Annotated in this window: 22 protein-coding genes; 7 read left to right on the top strand and 15 right to left on the bottom strand. The window is 62.6% G+C overall.

Annotation, left to right across the window (positions count from 1 at the left end):
- Positions 1 to 61: 61 nt before the first annotated feature.
- The 8 genes from NN662_RS15210 to NN662_RS15175 all read right to left on the bottom strand — a co-directional run bounded on the left by NN662_RS15210 (position 62) and on the right by NN662_RS15175 (position 8,344).
- The gene (locus NN662_RS15210; protein ID WP_261931075.1) at positions 62 to 1,435 is read right to left on the bottom strand and encodes a glutamate--cysteine ligase; all 1,374 of its coding nucleotides are present in this window, start codon (positions 1,433 to 1,435) and stop codon (positions 62 to 64) included.
- A gap of 167 nt (positions 1,436 to 1,602) precedes the next feature.
- Complete coding sequence (locus NN662_RS15205; protein ID WP_261931074.1) at positions 1,603 to 2,340, bottom strand: 16S rRNA (uracil(1498)-N(3))-methyltransferase; 738 nt, start codon at positions 2,338 to 2,340, stop codon at positions 1,603 to 1,605.
- A gap of 34 nt (positions 2,341 to 2,374) precedes the next feature.
- The gene (locus NN662_RS15200; RefSeq protein WP_261931073.1) at positions 2,375 to 3,874 is read right to left on the bottom strand and encodes an inorganic phosphate transporter; all 1,500 of its coding nucleotides are present in this window, start codon (positions 3,872 to 3,874) and stop codon (positions 2,375 to 2,377) included.
- An 89-nt stretch (positions 3,875 to 3,963) separates the two neighbouring features.
- Positions 3,964 to 4,470: an NUDIX hydrolase gene (locus NN662_RS15195; protein WP_261931072.1), complete on the bottom strand. Its 507-nt coding sequence runs from the start codon at positions 4,468 to 4,470 to the stop codon at positions 3,964 to 3,966.
- A gap of 167 nt (positions 4,471 to 4,637) precedes the next feature.
- Positions 4,638 to 5,309, bottom strand: coding sequence for a lactate utilization protein C (locus tag NN662_RS15190; RefSeq protein WP_261931071.1), 672 nt, complete (start codon positions 5,307 to 5,309; stop codon positions 4,638 to 4,640).
- Positions 5,306 to 6,742 carry a LutB/LldF family L-lactate oxidation iron-sulfur protein gene (locus NN662_RS15185; RefSeq protein WP_261931070.1) on the bottom strand — a complete coding sequence of 479 codons (1,437 nt, stop codon included), beginning with the start codon at positions 6,740 to 6,742 and terminating at the stop codon, positions 5,306 to 5,308. Before NN662_RS15185 ends, NN662_RS15190 begins: the two co-directional genes overlap by 4 nt.
- Entirely contained in the window at positions 6,739 to 7,530 is a 792-nt protein-coding gene (locus NN662_RS15180; protein ID WP_410010940.1) for a (Fe-S)-binding protein, read from the bottom strand. The genes NN662_RS15185 and NN662_RS15180 overlap by 4 nt, the downstream gene beginning before the upstream one ends.
- Positions 7,523 to 8,344 carry a FadR/GntR family transcriptional regulator gene (locus NN662_RS15175; RefSeq protein WP_261931069.1) on the bottom strand — a complete coding sequence of 274 codons (822 nt, stop codon included), beginning with the start codon at positions 8,342 to 8,344 and terminating at the stop codon, positions 7,523 to 7,525. Before NN662_RS15175 ends, NN662_RS15180 begins: the two co-directional genes overlap by 8 nt.
- A gap of 198 nt (positions 8,345 to 8,542) precedes the next feature.
- Here NN662_RS15175 and NN662_RS15170 point away from each other — a divergent pair, with 198 nt between their 5' ends.
- A complete protein-coding gene (locus NN662_RS15170) occupies positions 8,543 to 9,817 on the top strand; it encodes a DUF3422 family protein (RefSeq protein ID WP_261931068.1) in 1,275 nt (424 codons plus the stop codon).
- A 13-nt stretch (positions 9,818 to 9,830) separates the two neighbouring features.
- On the opposite strand, the gene NN662_RS15165 is transcribed toward NN662_RS15170, so the two are convergent.
- A complete protein-coding gene (locus tag NN662_RS15165) occupies positions 9,831 to 10,937 on the bottom strand; it encodes a CehA/McbA family metallohydrolase (protein WP_261931067.1) in 1,107 nt (368 codons plus the stop codon).
- Positions 10,938 to 11,084: 147 nt separating this feature from the next.
- Positions 11,085 to 11,981 carry a LysR family transcriptional regulator gene (locus NN662_RS15160; RefSeq protein ID WP_261931066.1) on the bottom strand — a complete coding sequence of 299 codons (897 nt, stop codon included), beginning with the start codon at positions 11,979 to 11,981 and terminating at the stop codon, positions 11,085 to 11,087.
- Between the two features lie 174 nt (positions 11,982 to 12,155).
- Between NN662_RS15160 and NN662_RS15155 the strand changes: the two genes are divergently transcribed.
- Genes NN662_RS15155 through NN662_RS15135 form a run of 5 tightly spaced genes read left to right on the top strand, consistent with a single transcriptional unit; the run spans position 12,156 to position 17,058 of the window.
- Positions 12,156 to 13,595 carry an FAD-linked oxidase C-terminal domain-containing protein gene (locus tag NN662_RS15155; RefSeq protein WP_261931065.1) on the top strand — a complete coding sequence of 480 codons (1,440 nt, stop codon included), beginning with the start codon at positions 12,156 to 12,158 and terminating at the stop codon, positions 13,593 to 13,595.
- Positions 13,592 to 14,818: a glycolate oxidase subunit GlcE gene (gene glcE / locus NN662_RS15150; RefSeq protein ID WP_261931064.1), complete on the top strand. Its 1,227-nt coding sequence runs from the start codon at positions 13,592 to 13,594 to the stop codon at positions 14,816 to 14,818. Before NN662_RS15155 ends, glcE begins: the two co-directional genes overlap by 4 nt.
- A 25-nt stretch (positions 14,819 to 14,843) precedes the next feature.
- Complete coding sequence (locus NN662_RS15145) at positions 14,844 to 15,215, top strand: DUF4870 family protein (RefSeq protein WP_261931063.1); 372 nt, start codon at positions 14,844 to 14,846, stop codon at positions 15,213 to 15,215.
- Between the two features lie 30 nt (positions 15,216 to 15,245).
- Positions 15,246 to 16,547, top strand: coding sequence for a glycolate oxidase subunit GlcF (glcF, locus tag NN662_RS15140; protein ID WP_261931062.1), 1,302 nt, complete (start codon positions 15,246 to 15,248; stop codon positions 16,545 to 16,547).
- A gap of 49 nt (positions 16,548 to 16,596) precedes the next feature.
- Positions 16,597 to 17,058, top strand: a complete 462-nt coding sequence (locus tag NN662_RS15135; protein WP_261931061.1) for a hypothetical protein — start codon at positions 16,597 to 16,599, stop codon at positions 17,056 to 17,058.
- 55 nt (positions 17,059 to 17,113) lie between these two features.
- On the opposite strand, the gene NN662_RS15130 is transcribed toward NN662_RS15135, so the two are convergent.
- The 3 genes from NN662_RS15130 to NN662_RS15120 form a co-directional block, all read right to left on the bottom strand.
- On the bottom strand, positions 17,114 to 17,743 hold the full coding sequence (locus tag NN662_RS15130) for an outer membrane protein (RefSeq protein WP_261931989.1): 630 nt from the start codon (positions 17,741 to 17,743) through the stop codon (positions 17,114 to 17,116).
- Between the two features lie 231 nt (positions 17,744 to 17,974).
- Positions 17,975 to 18,673, bottom strand: coding sequence for a L,D-transpeptidase (locus NN662_RS15125; protein WP_261931060.1), 699 nt, complete (start codon positions 18,671 to 18,673; stop codon positions 17,975 to 17,977).
- 178 nt (positions 18,674 to 18,851) lie between these two features.
- Positions 18,852 to 19,610 (bottom strand): L,D-transpeptidase, encoded by a 759-nt coding sequence (locus NN662_RS15120; protein WP_261931059.1) that lies wholly within the window; start codon positions 19,608 to 19,610, stop codon positions 18,852 to 18,854.
- Between the two features lie 219 nt (positions 19,611 to 19,829).
- Here NN662_RS15120 and NN662_RS15115 point away from each other — a divergent pair, with 219 nt between their 5' ends.
- Positions 19,830 to 20,459, top strand: a complete 630-nt coding sequence (locus NN662_RS15115; protein WP_261931058.1) for a DNA-3-methyladenine glycosylase I — start codon at positions 19,830 to 19,832, stop codon at positions 20,457 to 20,459.
- A 9-nt stretch (positions 20,460 to 20,468) separates the two neighbouring features.
- Here the strand turns inward: NN662_RS15115 and NN662_RS15110 are convergent, their stop codons facing one another.
- Positions 20,469 to 21,137: a DNA-3-methyladenine glycosylase I gene (locus tag NN662_RS15110; protein ID WP_261931057.1), complete on the bottom strand. Its 669-nt coding sequence runs from the start codon at positions 21,135 to 21,137 to the stop codon at positions 20,469 to 20,471.
- A 16-nt stretch (positions 21,138 to 21,153) separates the two neighbouring features.
- Positions 21,154 to 21,858, bottom strand: a complete 705-nt coding sequence (locus tag NN662_RS15105; RefSeq protein WP_261931056.1) for an HAD family hydrolase — start codon at positions 21,856 to 21,858, stop codon at positions 21,154 to 21,156.
- Between the last annotated feature and the right edge of the window lie 105 nt (positions 21,859 to 21,963).

Genomic DNA, 21,963 nt, shown 5'->3' with positions numbered 1-21,963 from the left:
GCACAACTGCAAAATGCCAAAGCGCCCGCTTATTTTGCGGGAGCCGCCCCTTCCTCCGCCTTCAATATTGATACTCGGAGAAGACAGGCTCGACCGAACCGTTCCAGCGGCCGTGGTAGAGCATCAGGAGGTCGTCGGCGAGCGTTGCCTTTTTGGCGATGATCTCGTCGAGCGTCGCCAGGAAGACGCTCTCGTCCTCGCCGTCGCTGTTGAGATTGGCACGGGATTTCAGACCAGTTCGGGCGATGGAAATCACCTCGCGGGCCGTATCCAGCACCGACCGTCCCTTGATCGTCGCCTTCAGCCCCTGCGAGGGAACCGCGTCACGCATTGCCCGGACGTCCTCGAACGACCAGTCGGCGGTCAGTGCCTCGGCGGCGTCGAGCGCACTGGCGTCATAGAGCAGGCCGGTCCAGAAGGCGGGCAGGGCGCAGATGCGCCGCCACGGGCCGCCGTCGGCGCCGCGCATTTCCAGGAACCGCTTCAGCCGCACTTCCGGGAAGAGCGTCGACAGATGATTGGTCCAGTCGCCCATCGTCGGCGCCCAGGCGTCGATTTCACCCTTCAGCGCACCGGCCATGAACTGGCGGAAGGTGATGTTGGTGCAGTCGCGGTAACGTCCGTCACGGACGATGAAATACATCGGCACGTCGAGCGCCCATTCGACGTAACGCCGGAAACCGAAGTCCTCGTCGAAGATGAAGGGCAGCAGGCCGGCGCGCTGGTTGTCGGTGTCGCGCCAGATATCGCCGCGCCAGGAGACGAGCCCGTTCGGCTTGCCGTCGGTAAAGGGCGAGGAGGCGAAGAGGGCGGTTGCGACCGACTGCAGCTTCGTCGACACGCGCATCTTGCGCGCCATGTCCTCTTCCGAGGAGAAGTCGAGGTTCACCTGGATCGTGCAGGTCCGGTACATCATGTCGAGGCCCTGGCTGCCGACCTTCGGCATGTAGCGGCTCATGATGCCGTAGCGCGATTTCGGCATGCGCGGGGTTTCTTCGAGCGTCCATTTCGGGCTGCCGCCAAGGCCGAGGAAGCGGATGCCGAGCGGCTCGGCGATCTGGCGCAGCATTGCCAGATGCTGGTTGGATTCCTTGCAGGTCTCGTGCAGATATTTCAGCGGTGCGCCCGACAGCTCGAACTGCCCGCCCGGCTCCAGAGAAATCGCCCCCATGCCATGCTGCTCGGCGAGCCCGATGATCTTGCCTTCGTCGATGATCGGATCCCAGGCGAGCTTCTCCTGCATGCCGTTCAGCAGTGCGGAAATGCTGGCTTTTCCCTCATAGGGAACGGGTTCGTTCGTGCCGACGAAGAAGGGGAATTTCTCGTGCTCGGTGCCGATGCGGAAATCGGCTTCCGGCTTGCAGCCGCCGGCGAGGTAGTCGGTCAGCTCATCGATCGAGGTGATCGGTGTATCGTCGGTCGTATCGCGGGCCATCAGGTCCATCCTGCTTTGGTCAACTGGAACCGGCGAAGCCGCCGGGATAGGGCGCTCCGGCTTCGGACACCATTGCGCTGATTGGACCGGAAACCACATCGGCGCAAGTGAATTTCTTTCAACCCGCGTTCAAAATTTGGAAAGCGGGTTGCCGTGGCTGGCGGCTTCTATCGCCAGTCGCCGACGGCTGCCTGTATGACGGCGAGTGCTGCAACGGCCGCGGTATCCGCCCGCAATATGCGCGGGCCGAGCGGGATGGCCGTCACGAAGTCGAGCGAACGCAACGTTGCGCGCTCGGCCTCCGAGAAGCCGCCTTCCGGGCCGACCAGCAGGGCAAGCTTCGTTTCCCTGATTGCAGAGAGCACGGGCAGCGGGTTCTGGCCGTCGTGCCCCTCGTCGCAATAGATGATGCGCCGGCTCCTGTCCCAGCCCTCCAGCAGGTCCGGAAGCTTCACCGGCTCCTCGACCGCCGGAATGGAGAGGATGCCGCATTGTTCGGCGGCCTCGATAACATTGGCCTTGAGCTTGTCGGTCGAATGGATCTTGCCCTGTACATGCTGGGTCATGACCGGGACCAGCGTGCCGGCACCCATCTCGACCGCCTTCTGCACGAGATAGTCCATCCGCCCGACCTTGAGCGGCGCGAAGAGATAATGGAGGTCTGGAGCGTCCGGCTGCGGTCGGGTCTGTTCACGGGGCGTAAGCAGGATGCGCTTGCGGGTCGGAAAGCTCAGGTCGACCCTCCATTCGCCATCGCGGCCGTTGAAGAGCAGGATCTCCGCCCCGTCACCCATCCGCAGCACATTGGCGAGATAGTTGAACTGGGCGGAATCGGCTTCGACCGGCGCTCCGGCGGAAAGCGGAGCGTCGACAAACAGCCTCTGCATGCGAAAATTGGCGCGCATGGGATGCTCCGGCGATCGGTGAAGGGTGTCTGGTTCAGACGGCGATGGAGCCGAGTATCCAGTAAATGACCGCCGCAAGCAAGGCCGATGCCGGCACCGTGATGATCCAGGCGGCGACGATGGTCATGAAATGCGAGCGGCGCACGAGATAGCGGCGGCGGATTTCCTCTTCCGATGGCTGCTTGACCGTTTCGGGCTTGCCGGCCTTCATCTGGATGTAGGCGGCGCGGCGCTTGGAATTCTTCGTGTACCACTCGCGGAAGAAGCCGACGCCGAACACGGCGCCGACGGCGATGTGGGTGGAAGAAACCGGCAGGCCGAGCCAGGACGCGACGATCACCGTCAATGCCGCCGACAGCGCCACGCAATAGGCGCGCATCGGGTTGAGCTTGGTGATCTGTTCGCCGACGAGGCGGATCAGGCGCGGGCCGAACAGCAGCAGGCCGAGCGAGATGCCAATGGCGCCGATGATCATGACCCACAGCGGAATGTTGACGTTCGCGGAAATTTCGTTCGCTTCGGCGGCATGGACGACGGCGGAAAGCGGTCCGATCGCGTTCGCCACGTCGTTTGCACCGTGGGCGAAGGACAGCAGGGCGGCCGAAAAGATCAGCGGAATCTGGAAGAGCTTGCGCAGCGACTGGTTGCGGTTCTCGAGACCTCGAGCCTGGCGGGCGACAAGCGGCACCGAAACCGCCCAGCCGATGCCGCCGGCGACGAGGCCGATCAACGCCGCGCCGGCGAGCGAGATCGAAATCAGATGATTGAGACCCTTCAGCGACAGGTAGGCGGTGAATGCGCCGGTCATGATCGCGATCAATACCGGAACCCACTTCTTGGCGGCCGCGATCTTGTCTTCGCGGTAGATGATGAATTCCTTGATGAAGGCGAGGAACAGCGCGGCGATGATGCCGCCGAGGAAGGGCGAAATGACCCAGCTCGCCGCGATCGCCGACATGGACTGCCAGTTGATCGTTCCGAATCCGGATGCCGCGATGCCGGCCCCCATGACGCCGCCGACGACTGCGTGGGTCGTCGAGACCGGCGCGCCGATCCAGGTCGCCAGGTTCACCCACAGCGCCGACGACAACAGCGCCGCCATCATCGCCCAGATGAACATGTCTGCGGACGGGATCAGCGACGGATCGATGATGCCCTTGGAAATGGTCGACACGACATCGCCGCCGGCAATCAGCGCGCCGGCGGTCTCGAAGATGGCCGCGACGACGAGCGCCAGCGTCATCGTCATGGCGCGGGAGCCGACGGCCGGGCCGACATTGTTGGTCACGTCATTGGCGCCGATATTCATCGCCATGTAGGCGCCAAGTGCGGCGGCCGCGATCATGATCAGCGAACTTTCGCCCTTGCCGACGAACACGGCGGCAAACAGCATGGCCAGGATCAGGAAGATGAGACCGATGCCGGGTGCGACCAGTGACTTGGAAACGAAATGCGTCGCCGCCTCGACATGGGTGATCTTGTCGAGATCCTTGTCGAGGGTCAGTTTTTCCAGTCGCGGCTTAGAATTGGCCATCCGGCATCTCCAAAAGTGAGGCTTCCGCCTACCGTCAGTGACGCCAAAGCGCAATATGACAGTTTTGTGACAGTGCTGATTTTCGCGTATCAGGCTTGCATTGCACGCTTTTTCGGTGCCGTACGCTCTGTGATGTCATGCTCGAAGTCGAGCAGCAGCTTTTTCAGCTCGGGTTCCTGAACCCGGGTCGCCGCTTCGCTGCAGCTGACCCATTCCAGGGTCCTGCTGCCTTTTTCAGGATAGCTCTTCAGCATGTCGTCCACCTGGACGGCATGCACCTGCACCTTGCAGCTGACCTTCAGTCCGCTGTTGAGGCCCTTCATGTAGGTGTAAAAGCCGAGAGGCTCGCGGCGCGCCTTGCCGGACACGCCGGCCTCCTCGAAGGCTTCCCGTTCGGCAACCGTATGCGCCTTCTTGCCGGCCATCGGCCAGCCTTTGGGAATGACCCAGCGTCCGGTATCCCGGCTGGTGATCAGCAGGATTTCAAGCTCGGGCTTCTTCTTCTTCCATCGATAGCATAGCGCAGCGAATTGCAGACGCGCCGGACGGCGCACCATCAGATGGATATCGGACGCTATGCGTTCCCAGAGGTTCACTCTTGATTGCCTTCCAGTGCTGACGTGACGAATCATCGTCACAAGCATCTCTATTGTGCAGAGATTGTGTGACACTGGCGTATATAATCAATGCTTCAGATACAAACAGTCCGCAATTTGACAAAAAAGGACTGTATTGACCAAAAAGACGCGGCAATTCGACCCGGCTAGTCCACGATGACGATGTGCAGGGCGCGGGGGCCATGGGCGCCGAGCAGGATGGTCTGCTCGATGTCGCCGGACCGCGACGGACCCGTCACCATGTTCACCGTTCGCGGCATCGTGCCCTTGCCATAAGTCTGGCGGATACCCTCGAAGGCCTCTTCCATCGTCGCCCCGATATCGCTCGCCTTGACGGCGACGATATGGTGCTCTGGCAGGAAGGTGATCGTCACCGGATTGTCCGGCCCAGAGGCGAGCACGAGCGTTCCGGTTTCGGCAATGCCGGCGCGCGCATGGCTGACGCCGGCGAGATCGGAGCCATCCGACGGCCCGGTCCTGATCTCAAGCGTCCTTTCGCTCTCCCAGCCCGCGCCGGTCAACATGGGATCGGCGCCCATGCGCACGGAGGCCGGCAGATTGCGCGATTTCAGATAGGTGCTGACTTCCTTCGGCAGATCGTCGATCGAGGCGATCCGCGCGACGGTGGCATTATATTTTTCCGCATATTTGACGAAGACGGCGATGCGCTCCTCGTTCGGCAATTGCGCGCGGGCTGGCAGGATGCCCGTCGGCGCATCCTTGATGCGTGCGGCAACGGTTGCCGCGCGTGCGGCATCGTCCGCCGGTGCGCTGAGCGATTTCTTCACCTTGGCGAGAATGTTGGCCCTGGCGTTCATCGGCCGGCTCCCTGTTTCCTGTTTTCGCGCTGCGCCCATTCCTGCAGGAAGGTCCGGCCTTCCGGCGCGGGGAAGTCGCGGTATTTCGTCCAGCCGCCGGCAAGCGGCAACGAGCGAATTCGCCGGCCGGTGCCGCCGAGAAGCGACAACGCGGGCATCGCGAAGGAGACGGCGAAGCGGTAAAGCTTCGGACGCCGTGCGAAGAAGGCCCAGAGGCCGAGGCCGTAGCGGGCGGCCGACGGCGTCAGATGCCGCTCGAACTCGCGTTCGCGCCAGTTGCGCATCATCTTCGGCAGGGGAATGCGCATCGGGCACACGCTTTCGCAGCGTCCGCAGAATGTGGATGCATTCGGCAGGTGGCCGGCCTTGTCGATGCCGTTCAGCGACGGTGTCAGGACCGCGCCCATGGGGCCGGGATAGACCGAGCCGTAGGCGTGGCCACCGACGGCGTGATAGACGGGACAATGGTTCATGCAGGCGCCGCAGCGGATGCAGCGCAGCATCTCCTGGAACTCGGTGCCGAGCATGGCCGAGCGACCGTTGTCGAGGAGGACGACGTGGTATTCTTCCGGCCCGTCCTCGTCTTCCGGACGTCTCGGGCCGGTGGAGAAGGTCGTGTAGACCGACATGTCCTGACCCGTCGCGGAGCGGGCCAGAAGCCGCAGGATCTGCGCGCAGTCGTTGAGCGTCGGGACGATCTTTTCGAGCGAGGCGACGGCGATATGGCATTTGCCGAGCGACTGGGTGAGGTCGCCGTTGCCTTCATTCGTCACGATCACCGAAGAGCCGGTCTCGGCGATCAGAAAGTTCGCGCCGGTGATCCCGACATCGGCCTCGAAATAGCGTTTGCGCAGAACCTCCCGCGCCTCGGAGAGAAGCGAGGTAGGCTCGGTCAGGTCGCGCGCCTGCGGCAGGTGCGTGTGGACGCGGCGGAAGTCGCCTTCGACCTGCTCCTTGTTCAGGTGGACGGCCGGGGCGATGATGTGGCTCGGATGCTCGCCGCGCAGCTGGATGATGTATTCGCCAAGGTCGGTCTCGACCGGGACGATGCCGTTTTCTTCCAGATATTCGTTGAGGTTGATCTCCTCGGTGATCATGGACTTGCCCTTGGTCACCGTCTTCGCATTGCGCTTGCGGCAGATGCCGAGAACGATCTCGCGCGCCTCTTCGGCCGTTTCGGCCCAATGCACATGGCCGCCGGCCTCGGTCACCTTCTTCTCGTAGGCTTCGAGATAGAGGTCGAGATGGCCGAGCACGTGGTTCTTGATCTCGCGAGCATTGTCGCGCAGCGCGTCGAACTCCGGCAGGTCTGCGGCAGCCGCAGCACGCTTGCCGATGAAGCCCTTCTGGACGTTGAGCAGCGCCTTCTGCAGCTGCTGGTCGGCGAGCGCCCTGGCGCTGTTTTCCTTGAATTGCGGCGAAGTCAGCTTCATTTGGCCTGTCCTGCAATCGGTTTCGTGTCGGTCATTCCGGCGAGCACCTCGGCGACGTGGCGGACCTCGATCTTCGAGCCCTCCCGCTTCAGCTTGCCGGCCATGTTCATCAGACAGCCCATGTCGCCGGCAAGCAGCACGTCCGCGCCGGAGGCGTCGATATTGGTGGTCTTCTTCGAGACGATGGCGTTGGAAATATCGGAATATTTCACGCAGAACGTGCCGCCGAAACCGCAACAGACGTCGCTGTCCTTCATTTCCTTGATCGCCAGTCCGTCGACCGACTTCAGGAGATCGCGCGGCTGCTTGGAAATGCCAAGCTCGCGCAGGCCCGAACAGCTGTCGTGATAGGTGACGGAACCATCGAAGGCCGCGTCGACAGCCTTCACCTTCATGACGTCGGCGAGGAAGGAGACAAGCTCGAAAACCTTTGCCGAAAAGGCGGTGGCGCGCGCCTCCCACCTGGCGTCGCCCTTGAAGAGGCCCGGATAGTGCTTCTTCAGCATGGAGGAACAGGAGCCGGACGGCGCAACGATGTAGTCGAAGCCTTCGAAGGTTTCGATCACCTGCTCGGCGATCGCCCGCGTATCGGCCCGGTCGCCGGAATTGTAGGCCGGCTGGCCGCAGCAGGTCTGCGCCATCGGCACATGCACGTCACAGCCGGCATCCTCGATCAGCTTGACCGCGGAAAAGCCGACCGTCGGGCGGAACAGGTCGACGAGACAGGTGGCGAAAAGTCCCACCTGCGGTTTGCGTGCATCCGCTTGCATGTCATGCGTGTCAGCCATCGCTGGTCATCCGTCCTTTTCCGTCTTGCGTGTCGTGTCCCGTGCCGCGCGAGAGCATGCGCAGGCGCGAAACTCGGTCCCATTCGCCGGCCCGCTCGCTTTCGCGGACCGCGCCGATCACAAAGTCAATGTGGTCCTGAGCCGCCGCCTTCGCGTCATCCGGCCGTCCGGCGAGAATGGCGTCGCAGATCGCCACGTGCTGGCCGAGAAGCTTTTCCCGATAGTCGGCGAAGGCGAAGACGGCCTGCCGGTTGAAGAAGATCCCGCGGTTCAAGAGCTTGTAGCAGGCGCGCAGCGTGTGCAGCAGGATGAGGTTGTGCGCCGCTTCGCCGATCGCCGAATGGAATTCCACGTCGGCGTGCAGCTCGTCGTCGAAATTGCCGCGCTCGTGCGCTTCCCGCATGTCGGCGACGATGCGCTCCAGCAGCGCACGGTCGGTCGCCGTCGCCCGCTTGGCCGCAAGTTCCGCCGTCAGCCCTTCAAGTTCGCGGCGATATTCGAGATAGTCCAGCGCCGCCCGGCTGTGCCGGCCGATCAGGTCCATCAATGGCTGCGAGAACACTTCGCCGATGATGTCGGCGACATAGGTGCCGCCGCCGTGATGGCTGACCAGCAATCTGCGGGCCTCGAGTTCCTTCAGCGCCTGCCTGAGGATCGGCCGCGACACGTCGAGCATCTGCGCCAGTTCGCGCTCGCCCGGAAGCTTGTCGCCATCGCGCAGCACGCCGTCGAGCAGCAGAAGCTCGATCTGCTGCACCACCTCGTCGGCGGTCTTCATCGGCGAAATGCGGGCAAAGGGTCCGGTATCCGGCATGGCATCCTTCCTGATGCCGACAGAAGTAACAGCAGATTGCAGAAGTGGTCAATCTTTTTGTCCACTTTGGCGAATGATGGCTCCGGAATGCGGTCCCGCAACAAAGAAAATGGGCTAATCGATTGAAAACAAAACAGAGAATTGCGCCGCCACACAATTGTGCTAGGGGAGGATCAAAGAGCCAATGAGGGGACATTCATGGCCGACCGCAAGTTCGCCTTTCCGGCCGCGCCGGAGCGTGCCCGGGCGCTGGGCGAGATCCACGCCCGGCCCTATGCGCTTGTCAGCTCGCCACGGGTCATCTTCCAGCTCGCCTTCATGATGGACGGTGGATCGGCAGTCCACCACACGGCGCTGAGCGAGCTTGCCAAAAGCCGCGGCGCCACGCCTCCGGTGCGCGACGCCAGCCACTACGCCATGCCGTGGGGGCAGGGCACGCTGCGCTGGGAAAAGCACACGGAGTTTTCCACCTGGTTCTGGGACTGTCCGGTGCCTGACTCGTTTGGAGCGGACGTTCCGGTCCATCCGTTCGGCGACGGCTTCACGGCGCCCGGCTCGCTGATTTCCGGTATCCGGCTGGAACTGCGCCCCGAAGGCGAAGCGCTGAAACAGGCGCTGGCGATCTTCGATCCTGCCAGCCTTTGTTACAGCGAGGTCAAGGACGGCCAGGCGACGATCCTGACCGACTTCCGTCAGAACGGCGACGGGCTCACGCAAATCCTGGTGATCGACAAGGGGCTGACGGAAGCCGGCCGCGGCGCGCTGGTCCAGCGCCTGCTCGATATCGAGACCTACCGCACGCTGGCAATGCTCGGCCTGCCGCTCGCCCAGTCCCTGTCGGGCGAGATCCGCCGTATCGAGGATGAATTGACGGCGATAACCCAGCGCATGAAGACCGACGCGCGCGAGGAAGCCGACCAGATGCTCGGGGAGATAACCGGGCTCGCCTCCGAGGTCGAGGCGAACGCGGCCCTCAGCCTATACCGCTTCGGCGCCAGCAAGGCCTATTACGGCATCGTGCAGGAGCGGACGAAGGTGCTTGGCGAGAGCCCGGTGTCCGGTTTCGAGACGCTCGGCTCCTTCCTCGAACGGCGGCTCGCCCCGGCCATGCGAACCTGCCGCTCGGTCGAGGACCGGCAGGAAAGCATTTCCAACAAGCTCTACCGCGCCACCGGATTGCTCCGAAGCTGGATCGACGTCGAGCTGGAGCGCCAGAACAGCGACCTGCTCGCCTCGATGAACCGTCGCGCCAATCTCCAGCTGCGCCTGCAGCAGACGGTCGAAGGGCTGTCGGTCGCCGCGGTCTCCTATTACGTCATCGGCCTCGTCGGTTACCTCGCCAAGGGTGCGGAGGAGCTGGGCGCGCCGTTCCACTACACGACGGTGACCGCCATTGCCGTCCCCTTCGTCGTCGCGCTGATCTGGTGGACGGTGCGGCGCATCCGCAAGAGCCATGCGGAAGACGGGCATTGAGGTCGGGCGAGCCTCAGAATGCCGGATTGTAGTTGAAGTAGATCGGATTGGAGAGCGCTACCATGGAGCCGCTCAGCGCCATGGAATAGGGCACGTCCGGATAGGGGGTCTGCGGCCCTTCGATCTCCACGCGATAGTAGCTTCGTTCACCGATGGCGGGCGAATCGGTGAAGCGCACCGTCTGGGTTTGCGGGTCCGTCGTCAGAACGGCGAAATCCTGGCGGTTCTTGACGACCTTCACGCCGTAGCGCACGCCTTCGATGCCGCCGCCGATCAGCCGGACCTCGAAGGTGACCGGTCCGCCGGACGGCTTCACATTGTCGCCCATGCCGAGTTCCATGTGCCCGTCACCGTCAAGATCGGCATGGAGTTCGACGCGCGGATTGAACGGGTTGGCGCTGACGGAGGCATGGCCCGCCACCAGCGCTTCAAACAGCGCTTCCTTCGTGCGTTCGCGGGCAAGGATCCAGGTGGTCGGCGTGCCGACATAGTTCGCGGTCGCCTCGGCGCTCCAGGCGGTCGTCAGTTCGGGACGGTCCGGGATGCCGTGATGGGCATCGCTGCCGCCGCGCGCGCCGAGCATGCGGCCTGACAGCAGCATATCGTCCCAAATCCGCACCCCCGGAATGTTCTTGGCCCAAGTGCTGCCGTTCCAGATCTCGACCGAGTCGGCGATATCGAAGGAGTAGCCATAGTGGTTCTTGGTGCTGGGGTGATTCGCGGAGAAGTGAATGCCCAATTTCTTCTTCAGCGCCAGAAGATCCCAGTCACGGGCGTTGCGGGCATCGAACACCGCCTGGTGGTCGTAGGGCTCGGTCGCAAGAATGTTGATATGGCCGCGAGGTGCCGTCAGTTCGGCGCCATAGGGCAGGAGCAGCCTGTCCGACCGATACTCCGGATCGGCCCAGGTATGCTGCGCGACAGCGCCGTCCACGTGGACGTCGTGGTCCGTCACCACCAGATAATCGAAGCCGATGCGCTCGGCGAAAGCGATGATCTTGCCGATCGGGTTGTTGGTCGAATCCGTGCTGTGGCGCGAATGCAGGTGCCAGTCGCCCTTGAGCCAGATGCCTTCGCGAGGGGCGCTGATGGTCGGGAGCTGATCGGGAATGGCAGGCATGGGCATGGAACCGTGATTGCGGGACGGCCGGTGGCAGGCCGCCGTCATGGAAATGGTCGCGGCAGGGCGCGGCGAAAGGCCGGACCTGTTTAGTCGCTTCAAGCCTGCGGGACAACCGCCAGGACAGCCACCGCGTCTGCCGCTCGCCTATCGGTCCCAATAGGGCGAGGGGCCGTAAAGCCCAGCCAGATAGTCGATGAAGGCGCGCACCTTCTGCGGCAGGAATTCGCGGCTCGGATAGACCGCCGACAGCGCCACATTGCGCGAGCTTTCGTAAGCCGGGAGCACCTGCACGATCCGGCGGGCCTTCAGTTCCGGACCGATATCCCAGGTGGATCGGAGTGCGATGCCGAGCCCGCCGATTACCGCCTCCCGGATCACCTCGCTGGAATTGGTGATGAGCTTGCCCTCCGGCCGCAGCACCACCGGCCCTTCCGGCCCTTCGAGCCGCCAGCTGTCATTGTTGTGCGCCGGCAGGCAGATATGCGTCTTCAGCTCCTCGATCGATCGCGGTGCGCCATGAGCGGCAATGTATTCCGATGACGCGCAGAGGATGCGGCGCACCGGCGCCAGCCGGCGGGCGACAAGGCTCGAATCCGTCAGTTCGGCGATGCGGATGGCGAGATCGAAACCGCCGCCGACGATATCTGTGAATTCGTCGGTCAGCATCAGCTGGATCGAGATGCCGGGATGGCGCTCCATGAAGGTCTTCAGGTGCGGTGCGATGTGCATGCGCCCGAAGGAGGTCGGTGCGGAAATCTTCAACGTGCCGTGCATCTCGCTTGAACGGCCCGAGGCGAAGGCTTCGGCGTCCTCGAGGTCGGCAAGGATCGCCGTCACCCGGTCATGATAGCCCTTGCCGGCCTCGGTCAGGGCGATCTGCCGGGTGGTACGCTGGAAGAGCCTCGTGCCGAGCCGCTCTTCCAGCCGCTTGATGCGCTTGGAGATCACCGCCGGCGAAAGCCCGAGAATGCGGCCCGCCGCCGACATGCTGCCCGTTGCGGCGACGCGGACGAACACGTCGAGGTCTTCCAGGTTTGTCATCAATCGTCGCCATCTTTTCCAGAGTGGAAAAAATGATTAGCATTTGTGGGGGATTGAGTGAAGTGGTAAACAAAGATTACCAATCGTGCCACTGAACTGTTATCGCTTTATTGAGCGGTTGTCACCACGGCAGCTTCGGGGCAATCTGCGGCAGGCAGGCAAGGGAGGAAGATCATGACAGGCGCAATCGGATTTCTGGAGCCGAAGGCGTCGGTGCTGTCGCGGCGCGACATCATCGTCGGCGACCTTGCCGATCTCCTGCCGCCGGAATGCCTGGTGCATGAGGCGCGCGAGCTCGTGCCTTTCGAGACTGACGCCTTCATCGCCTATCGCCGCGTGCCGCTCGCCGTCACGCTGCCGCAGACCACCGAGCACGTCTCCGCGGTGCTGAAATACTGCCACCGTTACGGCATCCCCGTCGTTCCGCGCGGCGCAGGCACGTCGCTCTCCGGCGGGGCGATCCCGCAGAAGGACGCGGTCGTTCTCGGTCTCTCCAAGATGAACCGCATTCTCGACGTCGATCTTGCCAACCGCACGGCGACGGTGCAGGCGGGCGTCACCAACATCAACATTTCCGAGGCCGTCTCTGCGGAAGGCTTCTTCTACGCGCCGGATCCGAGCTCGCAGCTTGCCTGCACCATCGGCGGCAATATCGGCATGAATTCCGGCGGTGCGCACTGTTTGAAATATGGTGTCACCACCAACAATCTCCTCGGGGTCAAGATGGTGCTGGTCGACGGCACCGTCATCGAACTCGGCGGCAAGCATCTGGACTCCGGCGGTTACGACCTGCTGGGCCTCGTCTGCGGCTCGGAGGGCCAATTGGGCATCGTCACCGAGGCGACGGTTCGCCTGATTGCCAAGCCGGAAGGCGCCCGTCCGGTTCTCTTCGGCTTCGAGACATCTGAAGAGGCCGGGTCCTGCGTCGCCGACATCATCGGCACCGGCATCATTCCGGTCGCGATCGAATTCATGGACAAGCAGGCGGTGGAAATCTGCGAGGCCTTCGCCCATGCCGGCTATCCGCTCGATGTCGGCGCACTGCTGATCATCGAGGTCGAGGGGTCCGAGAAGGAAATGGACGCCATGCTCGCCGAGATCGTGGTGATTGCCGGCCGGCACAACGTCAAGGTCGTCAAGGAATGCCAGTCGGCGACCGAGGCGGCGCTGATCTGGAAGGGAAGGAAATCCGCCTTCGGCGCCACCGGCCGCATCGCCGACTACATCTGCATGGACGGCACCGTGCCGCTGAGCCAGCTGTCCTACGTGCTGAAGAAGACCTCGGAAATCACCGATGGCCTGGGTCTGCGCGTCGCCAACGTCTTTCACGCCGGCGACGGCAACATGCATCCGCTGATCCTCTACAACATCAACGATCCCGAGGATGCCGCCCGCGCCGAACAGGCCGGCAATCAGATCCTGAAACTCTGTGTCGATGCCGGCGGTTGCCTGACCGGCGAGCACGGAGTCGGCATCGAAAAGCGCGACCTCATGCGCCATCAGTATACGGATATCGATCTCGACCAGCAGATGGCCGTGCGCGCCGCCTTCGACCCGGATTGGCTGCTCAATCCGTCCAAGGTCTTCCCGCTGGATGGAAGGAGCGCGGCATGAGCCTGCCTTTGACACCGACAACGGAAAGCGAAGTCGCCGATATCGTTCGTGACCGTGCCGCCCGTGGCGAGCCCCTTTCGATTTGCGGCGGCAACACCCGCTCCGGTTTCGGCAATCCGGTCCGCGCCGACACGTCGCTGACGACGTCAGACCTTTCCGGCATCGTTTCCTACAATCCATCCGAAATGGTGCTGACCGCGAAATCCGGCACACCTGTGGCCGAAATCGAGGCGGCGCTCGCCGAGGCAGGCCAGATGATGGCTTTTGAACCGGTCGACCATCGCGCGCTGATGGGGACCGATGGCGAGCCGACGATCGGTGGGTTGTTTGCCGCCAATGTTTCTGGTCCCCGCCGCTTCGTGGCAGGTGCCGCGCGTGATGCGCTGCTCGGCGTTCGTTTCGTCAACGGCCGCGGCGAAATCGTCAAGGCCGGCGGGCGGGTGATGAAGAACGTCACGGGCCTTGATCTCGTCAAGCTGATGGCCGGATCCTACGGCACGCTCGGCATCATGACCGAAGTCACGTTCAAGGTTCTACCGCGTCCGCAGGCCGTGGAAACCATTATCGTGGACGATCTGGACGACGAGCAGGCGACGTCCGCGATGGCGAGCGCCATGGCGCTGCCGGTCGAAGTCTCCGGCGCCGCCCATCTGCCGCCGACCGTTTCCTGGCGCTACGGAGAGTTCGGCCTGTCTTCGGGCGGCGCGACCGTCCTGCGTCTGGAGGGTCTCCAAAGCTCCGTCGAGGCGCGGGCGGAAAAGCTTGTCTCCGCCATGGCCGGTCTGGGTGCCTTACGGCGGCTGAACCGGGACCAGAGCATGGCGCTTTGGCAGGCGATCGCCGATGTCGCGCCCTATGCGGATGGTTCGCAAAAGCCCGTCTGGCGGGTCTCCGTTGCGCCGACCAGGGGTCATCAACTGGTCGCAGCCCTTCGCCTCGAAGCCGGTATCGACGCCTTTTACGACTGGCAGGGCGGTCTCGTCTGGATGCGGATGGAAGCGGGCATCGAGGCCGATCTCGTGCGCGCCGGCGTCCGCAGCGTCGGCGGCGGTCACGCGACACTTGTGCGCGCCGCCGAAGGGATGCGCGCCGGCATCGCCGCGTTCGAGCCGCGTGACAGCGCGGTCGCGGCGCTGGAGGAGGCGATTCGACTGAAATTCGACCCCGCCGGCATCTTCAATCCCGGCAAGATGGCACTGAAATCCGGCCTCGTGGCGGCGTGATGGACAGCGGAAGGGGAGACTTGCGATGAGTGAAAACGGACAGTCCTTCCCGGACTCCAAAGGTCTTCTCGAACCGGGCAAGACCAATGTGCAGTTGATCTATGTTCTCTACCTCTTCGGCTTCATCGTCGGCATTACGCCGCTGATCGGCGTGGTGATCGCCTATCTCAACCGAGGCAAGGCCGGCGGCTGGGTAGAGAGCCACTACGACTGGCTGATCCGCACCTTCTGGATCGGTCTCCTGTTCAGCCTCGTCTCGCTGGTCCTGACCTTCGTCTTCATCGGCATCCTGCTCTTTGTGGCGACCGCCGTCTGGATGATCGCCCGCTGCATCGTCGGGCTGCAGAAGTCCGGCAACGAAGAGCCGATCGCCAATCCGAAATCCTGGATCCTTTAAAAGGGGCAGTCCTCCAACACCGGAGTTATCGTGCAGACCAATTTCACGCCCGACCAGTTGCTGGATCCGCATGTCGCCGAATCCGAAGCCATCCTGCGCAAATGCGTGCATTGCGGCTTCTGCACGGCGACCTGTCCGACCTATGTCACGCTGGGCAATGAACTCGACAGTCCGCGTGGCCGCATCTACCTGATCAAGGACATGCTGGAGAATGGCCGGCCGGCGGACAAGGATCTGGTCACCCATATCGACCGCTGCCTCTCCTGCCTTGCCTGCACCACGACCTGTCCCTCCGGCGTCGACTACATGCATCTGGTCGATCATGCGCGCATCCATATTGAAAACACCTACCGGCGGCCGCTCTCCGAACGGCTCATCCGCTCGCTGCTCGCCTTCGTGCTGCCCTATCCGGCCCGGTTTCGCGCAGCATTGAGCCTTGCCCGGCTGGCGCGTCCGTTTGCCGGCTTGTTCGATCGCATCGGCCCGCTGAAGCCGATGGCGGCAATGCTGCGGCTGGCGCCGGAGACAACCGGCGCGAAATCCGCTCCTTTGCGCGGCAATCATGCTGCTGCCGGCGTGACGCGCGGACGCGTGGCGATCCTCGGCGGCTGCGCCCAGCCGGTTCTCGATCCCGGCATCAACGCCGCCGCGATCCGCCTTCTGACGCGTTTCGGCATCGAGGTCGTCGAACCCAAAGGCGAGGGCTGCTGCGGCGCCCTCGTCCATCACATGGGTCGCGAGGAAGCCGCCCTTGCCGATGCCCGCCGCAATGTCGATGTCTGGACGCGGGAAATCGACGCGGGCGGGCTCGATGCCATCATCGTCACCACGTCTGGCTGCGGCACGGTGATCAAGGATTACGGCCATATGCTCCGCCTTGATCCGGCTTACGCCGAGAAGGCGGCGAAGGTCTCCGCGCTTGCCAAGGACATCACGGAATATCTGGCGACGCTCGATCTGCCCGAGCGGCCGCAATCCGGCGTCACGGTCGCCTACCATTCGGCCTGTTCACTGCAACACGGCCAGAAGGTGACCGTTGCGCCCAAGGCATTGCTGAAGCGTGCGGGCTTTGCCGTGCGCGATCCGGCGGAAGCGCATCTCTGCTGCGGATCGGCCGGTACCTACAATATCCTGCAGTCCGATATCTCGGAAAAGTTGAAGGCGCGCAAGGTACGTAATCTTCAGGCTCTGAAGGCAGATGTCATCGCCGCCGGCAATATCGGGTGCATCACGCAGATTGCATCTGCGGCGGATATCCCGATCCTCCACACGGTAGAGTTGCTGGACTGGGCCTATGGTGGTAAAAGTCCGGAAAGATTAAGAAAATCGTGATATAGCCAGTGTATCAGTCTGACGCTCTAACTTGCTGGGAGGGAGAAGCGTGACACGATTCTGGCTCACATTTCTGCTCGCATGTCTGGTTCTGGGACCGGGACCGGCCTTTGCGGACGACCGTTTCAACTGCGCCAACGATGACAAGAACCTGCGTCTGACGCTCGATGTCGGATTTTCAGAAGAGCCGGGGCAGGGGTTGATCCATCTGCGCGGCGCTGCGAGCTTCAGCGTCAATGCGCCCGATGAAATCCGGACCATCCGTCTCGAAAGCAACCTGCTGAAACAATACTGGTTCGACGGCTCTGACCTGCGGCTGCGCTTCGTGCAGGAAAGCTACAGCGATTCCCCGTTCTATATCGTCGATTTCACCGTGGCGGTCTCGAAGGGGCTCGGCCAGCGCATGGCCGGAACCTATGATGTCACCATCCGCAAGACGAACGAAAAGCGCCTGAAGCGCTATTCGACGGTGTTCGAGGCGGACGGCAAGCTGCTCTGTTCCAAGCGATAAAAAAAGCCCGTCACGCTTTTTGCGGACGGGCTTCTTCTTGAAACTTCGGGCGATCTTACCAGTGGTAGGTGACGCCGACGTTGACCGCATTGGTCCAGATGTTGGTCTTCAGCGAGGCATTGTTGTCGATGTCGACGTCGACCATCGAATAGTTGCCCTTGTATTCGGCAAACATCGACCACTTGTCGGTCAGCTTGTAATCCACGCCCGCCTGCACCTGGAAGGCGGCGCCGCCGAACTGGTAATCGAACGTGCTGCCCGATCCACGGGTGACCTCGACATGCGGCACGTTGATACCGGCACCGACGCCGACATAAGGCGTCCAGCTGGGCGAGAAGTTGGTGAAGCGGTAGATCGCATTGACCGTCAGCAGGTTGAGGCCGTCGGTGAACTCGAAGTGTGTCCAGTCACCAGCCGCAGCCATGGTGCTGTCGGTGGCGTAGACCTTGGCGTGGGTATAGTCGAGAGATACACCCCAGTTGGAGTAGCCGAAATCGTCGAGCCAGTAGAGGCCGCGGACACCCCAGTAGGGCGGAAACTTGGTGACGGACTTGCCTTCCCACTTGGCGTCGAAGTCAGACTGGCCGGTAACCTCGACGTTGCTGTCGAAAGCGCCCTGAATGCCGCCGTAAGCCGAAAACTGCATCTCGGCGAAGGCGGCATGACTTGCCGGGAGCAGGATCATCGTCGAACAGAGAAGCGGGAGAGCCTTGCGCAGAAGGGAAGATGTCGTCATGGCCGCGATGTCTCGTCTTTATGGTGAATCGAATCTCAAGATATTTTTAGGTTTCACCTTCCGCAGGAGCAACAAAGACTTCGCCACCTTTAGGACATAATTGCGCCATGGTTGCAAAAATGCCGCGGTCTGAGCTTCAGGCCGCGGCATTAAATTGACAATCGTCAGAAAATGACGGGTTTAGCCGCCGAACAGCGTGCGCAGGATGTCCACGCCCCTGTCGTCGTACTGGACATTGCCCTGGCGGTTGCCGGGGCCGACGACGATGACCTTGGTGCCGAGCGCGACGCGTTCGTAGAGATCCGTGACGTCCTTGTTCATCATGCGGATGCAGCCCGACGACATGTTCTGGCCGATCGACCACGGCTGGTTGGTGCCGTGAATACGGAAGCCGGAATCGCCGCCGCCATTGTAAAGGTAGAGCGCGCGGGCTCCGAGCGGATTGTCCTCGCCGCCGGGCATGTAGGCCGGCAGGATATGGCCCTTCTTGCGCTCGCGGGCGATCATCTGCGGCGGCGGCGTCCAGCCGGGCCATTCGGCCTTGCGGCGCACCTTCACCACGCCAGACCAGCCGAAGCCTTCGCGGCCGACACCGATGCCATAGCGGATCGCGCGGTTGTTGCCGAGCGTATAATAGAGGAACTTGTTGTTGGTATCGACGATGATCGTTCCTGGCTTTTCGGTGGTCGAGAACCGCACGATCTGCTTCTTGAACTTCGGGTTCACTTCCTTGCGGTTGGTCGCGACCATGACCACATCGGCCGGCGGCTTCGGGCTTGCGGTGCGCGTTGTCGACGTCAGGGCGTTGGCGGACGATATGCCCGACAGGCTGGTTACGGTGAACGCGGCCGCTGCCAGCAGCGTCGATAGCTTCAGCATGATGAAATCCCTCTCCAGTTGATCATGAAAAAACAGCAGATGTAGGCAGGCAATTCAAGTCTTGACGGCCGCGATAAAGCAGATGTGAACGCAATAAGCGGCGCAAAGACCACAATATCCGGTCGAAAGCGGCCGGATATTGAAGGGCGGATGCCGGAAATAGTGGCGGTTGGCCGCGTCAGATGACCACGACCTTGGTGCCGACCGGGACGCGCTCGTAGAGGTCGGTGACGTCCTCGTTGCGCATGCGGATACAGCCAGACGAGACGGCATTGCCGATTGTCCAGGGCGCGTTGGTACCGTGGATGCGGTAGAGCGTCGAGCCGAGATACATGGCGCGCGCGCCGAGCGGATTGGCAAGGCCGCCTTCCATGTGGGCGGGCAGGTAGTGTCCCTTTTTCGCCTCGCGGTCGATCATTTCCTTCGGCGGGTTCCACTGCGGCCATTCGGCCTTGCGGGTGATGTGCTCGGTGCCGTTCCAGCCAAAGCCTTCCTTGCCGACGCCGACGCCGTAGCGGCGGGCCATGCCGTTGTCGAGCACCAGATAGAGGAAGCGCTGGCTCGTATCGATGACGATCGTGCCGGGCTTTTCATGTGTCTGGTAGGACACTGTCTGGGGCAGGAACTGCGGGGCGATCTGCGCGCGGGCCGGATTTTGCGGCTGCATGGCGACCTGCTGCACCGGCGCGACGGCGGCAGGCTGGCGGTTCATCGGCCGGCCGTAGAGCGAGTTGCTGTAGACGATCGCCCGCTGCGGCTGGCGCGCATAGACCCGCGGGCGCTGCACGCCCTGGCCGCCGAGCTGCACCAGCCACGGGGCGGCGAGGTCGGGGCTGACGATCACCGGAGGCCGGCTCTGGTAACGGTCGTCAGCGTTCGCCGGGGCGGACATGGCGCAAGCGACGCTTGCCATCAAACACAGAATGGTCTTCTTCATCGGATACTCGCTACTTGTTGTTCGATGATCTCAATGCGACAGGGGAACCAAGGTTCCTTCAAAGCCCGATACTGCCGGTTTTTGGTCAATACATTCGTTAAGGGCCGTTCATAAAATGCCACCGAAGGCTGAAACCTTTGGGCAAGGTTACCGTGGGGTTTGCAAACTGTGTTAACCAGTGGTAAATCCGGCAACACATCGAACAAAGAGGGAACAATTATGTCGGACGACGGCTTGATCATGGGCGACGATGGCAATCACCGCTGCTTCTGGTATGGCGGTCTCCCCGACTATATGCGCTATCACGACGAGGAATGGGGATATCCGGTGACCGACGATATCCGCCTGTTCGAGAAGATCTGCCTGGAAGGCTTCCAGTCGGGGCTTTCCTGGCTCACCATCCTCCGCAAGCGCGACAATTTCCGAGCTGCCTTCGCCGGCTTCGACTTCCACAAGGTCGCACTCTTCGACGATGCCGACATCGAGCGCTGCCTTGCCGACAAGGGCATTGTCCGTCACCGCGGCAAGATCGTCTCGACGATCAACAATGCCCGCCGCGCCGTCGACCTGAAGGCCGAGTTCGGCACGCTCGCTCGCTATTTCTGGAGTTTCGAACCCAAGCCCGAGGAACGCCCCGCGACCATGGACTGGGCGACGCTGAAGGCCAATCCGACGACACCCGCCTCTGTGCGCCTGTCGAAGGACCTGAAGAAGCGGGGCTGGTCCTTCGTCGGACCGACGACGGTCTATGCCTTCATGCAGGCCATGGGCCTCGTCAACGATCATATCGAGGGCTGCTGCTGCCGGGAAAAGGCACTCGGCGCACGCCAGGCCCTCGCCACGCCGTGATGCTCCGTTTCAGTCGATGCTGACCGCCAGCACGCGGCTGATTTCGGTGAGCGACCGGCCGGACTGTTCCTTCCAGATGTTGAAGGCCTTCTGCACGACCGCCATCTGCCTGGCGGAGGACGGGGCCTTGTCGACGACGCCCTCGGCGATCAGCCGGTTGACGACGCTTTGCGACAGGATGAAGCTGTCCACGCCGGCAAAGCGCAGGAAATACTGTCCGGTATTGCCGCCGAGCCGCGTGCCGCGCTTCTTGAGGATGTCGAGGAGTCCGACATAATCCTCCGCCGGCCAGTCGGCGAAGAAGCGTCCGGCAGAGCCGTGCTCTTCGGCAAGGTCTGCCACGAAGCGGGCATTGTCCTGCACCGCCTTGATCTTCGGCCCGTGGCGGACGATCCGCTCGTCGCTCACCAGACGTTCGAAATCCTCGTCATGCAGCATGGCGCAATAGGCGATGTCAAAACCCTCGAAGGCCGCTTCGAAGCCGGGCCACATGGCCTCGACGACCTTCCAGTTGAAGCCGGCCTGAAAGATGCATTTCGTCATTAGCGCCAGATAGCGGTCGTCCGGCATGGCGGCGATTTCGTCTGATTCCTTGGGTCGGATGACATGCGCCTCGATCTCGTCGGCGCTTCCCTTGCGTTGAACGGCGAGGTCGTAGATGGCCGAGAATGAACGCATGCGAGTTTGTCTCCGGTCAGTCGAGTGAGGCGATCAGCGGCAGCAATTCGCCGAGATGGGAAATTTCGCGAAAGCGCGGCGCTTCGCGCGGCGGCTCGACATGTTCGAGCACCCAGGTCAACTCGTGCGGCACGAAAACGCCGTAGCTGCCGGCGGCAATGGCCGGCACGACGTCCGACTTCAGAGAGTTGCCGACCATCATCGCCCGCTCCGGCCCGTCGCCGGTCTCGGCGAAGATGCGGCGATAGGTTACCGCGGTCTTGTCGGAAACGATCTCGACGGCATCGAACAGCTCGCCGAGCCCGGATTGCGCCAGCTTGCGCTCCTGGTCGAACAGGTCGCCCTTGGTGATCAGCACCAGCATGTACTTGCCGGCGAGGGCTGCAAGCGTCTCTTCCACATGCGGCAGGGTTTCCACCGGATGGGATAGCAGCGAACGGCCGATATCGAGGATGTCGCCGATGGTGCTGGCCGGCACCTTGCCTTCGGTGATCTCGATCGCGGTCTCGATCATCGACAGGGTGAAGCCTTTGATGCCGAAACCGTAATGCTGCAGATTGCGCTTCTCGGCCTCCAGCAGCCGGCTGGCGATGTGCTCGCCTTCCGCATAGTCGCCGAACATCTTGACGAACTCGCCCTCCGTCAGCCGGTAGAACTGCTCGTTCTGCCACAGCGTGTCATCGGCATCGAAACCGATCGTCGTCAGGTGATGGGCGGACATGCTCGCTCCCGTCGGTCCGGCATTCGTCGTTGAAGGTAACGCGTTTCGGAGGAGAGGCAAGGGAGGTGTTCTCCTTCTCCCCGTGGGGAGAAGGTGGCCCGCAGG

Origin of the sequence: Rhizobium sp. NRK18, from assembly GCF_024385575.1 — a bacterium.
GTDB lineage: Bacteria > Pseudomonadota > Alphaproteobacteria > Rhizobiales > Rhizobiaceae > JANFMV01.
The sequence above is the reverse complement of the archived record's forward strand: the minus strand, read 5'-3'. Positions and strand labels throughout refer to the sequence as shown.

Excerpts from the sequence above, each read along its gene's own strand:
- NN662_RS15155 (WP_261931065.1), top strand. The coding sequence starts at position 12,156 with ATGACAGGCGCAATCGGATTTCTGGAGCCGAAGGCGTCGGTGCTGTCG.
- NN662_RS15145 (WP_261931063.1), top strand. The coding sequence starts at position 14,844 with ATGAGTGAAAACGGACAGTCCTTCCCGGACTCCAAAGGTCTTCTCGAA.
- NN662_RS15200 (WP_261931073.1), bottom strand. The coding sequence starts at position 3,874 with ATGGCCAATTCTAAGCCGCGACTGGAAAAACTGACCCTCGACAAGGAT.
- NN662_RS15120 (WP_261931059.1), bottom strand. The coding sequence starts at position 19,610 with ATGAAGAAGACCATTCTGTGTTTGATGGCAAGCGTCGCTTGCGCCATG.
- NN662_RS15165 (WP_261931067.1), bottom strand. The coding sequence starts at position 10,937 with ATGCCTGCCATTCCCGATCAGCTCCCGACCATCAGCGCCCCTCGCGAA.
- NN662_RS15185 (WP_261931070.1), bottom strand. The coding sequence starts at position 6,742 with ATGAAGCTGACTTCGCCGCAATTCAAGGAAAACAGCGCCAGGGCGCTC.
- NN662_RS15130 (WP_261931989.1), bottom strand. The coding sequence starts at position 17,743 with ATGATCCTGCTCCCGGCAAGTCATGCCGCCTTCGCCGAGATGCAGTTT.
- NN662_RS15190 (WP_261931071.1), bottom strand. The coding sequence starts at position 5,309 with ATGAACGCCAGGGCCAACATTCTCGCCAAGGTGAAGAAATCGCTCAGC.
- glcE (WP_261931064.1), top strand. The coding sequence starts at position 13,592 with ATGAGCCTGCCTTTGACACCGACAACGGAAAGCGAAGTCGCCGATATC.
- NN662_RS15110 (WP_261931057.1), bottom strand. The coding sequence starts at position 21,137 with ATGCGTTCATTCTCGGCCATCTACGACCTCGCCGTTCAACGCAAGGGA.
- NN662_RS15175 (WP_261931069.1), bottom strand. The coding sequence starts at position 8,344 with ATGCCGGATACCGGACCCTTTGCCCGCATTTCGCCGATGAAGACCGCC.
- NN662_RS15170 (WP_261931068.1), top strand. The coding sequence starts at position 8,543 with ATGGCCGACCGCAAGTTCGCCTTTCCGGCCGCGCCGGAGCGTGCCCGG.
- NN662_RS15210 (WP_261931075.1), bottom strand. The coding sequence starts at position 1,435 with ATGGCCCGCGATACGACCGACGATACACCGATCACCTCGATCGATGAG.
- NN662_RS15105 (WP_261931056.1), bottom strand. The coding sequence starts at position 21,858 with ATGTCCGCCCATCACCTGACGACGATCGGTTTCGATGCCGATGACACG.
- NN662_RS15125 (WP_261931060.1), bottom strand. The coding sequence starts at position 18,673 with ATGCTGAAGCTATCGACGCTGCTGGCAGCGGCCGCGTTCACCGTAACC.
- NN662_RS15205 (WP_261931074.1), bottom strand. The coding sequence starts at position 2,340 with ATGCGCGCCAATTTTCGCATGCAGAGGCTGTTTGTCGACGCTCCGCTT.
- NN662_RS15180 (WP_410010940.1), bottom strand. The coding sequence starts at position 7,530 with ATGGCTGACACGCATGACATGCAAGCGGATGCACGCAAACCGCAGGTG.
- NN662_RS15160 (WP_261931066.1), bottom strand. The coding sequence starts at position 11,981 with ATGACAAACCTGGAAGACCTCGACGTGTTCGTCCGCGTCGCCGCAACG.
- NN662_RS15115 (WP_261931058.1), top strand. The coding sequence starts at position 19,830 with ATGTCGGACGACGGCTTGATCATGGGCGACGATGGCAATCACCGCTGC.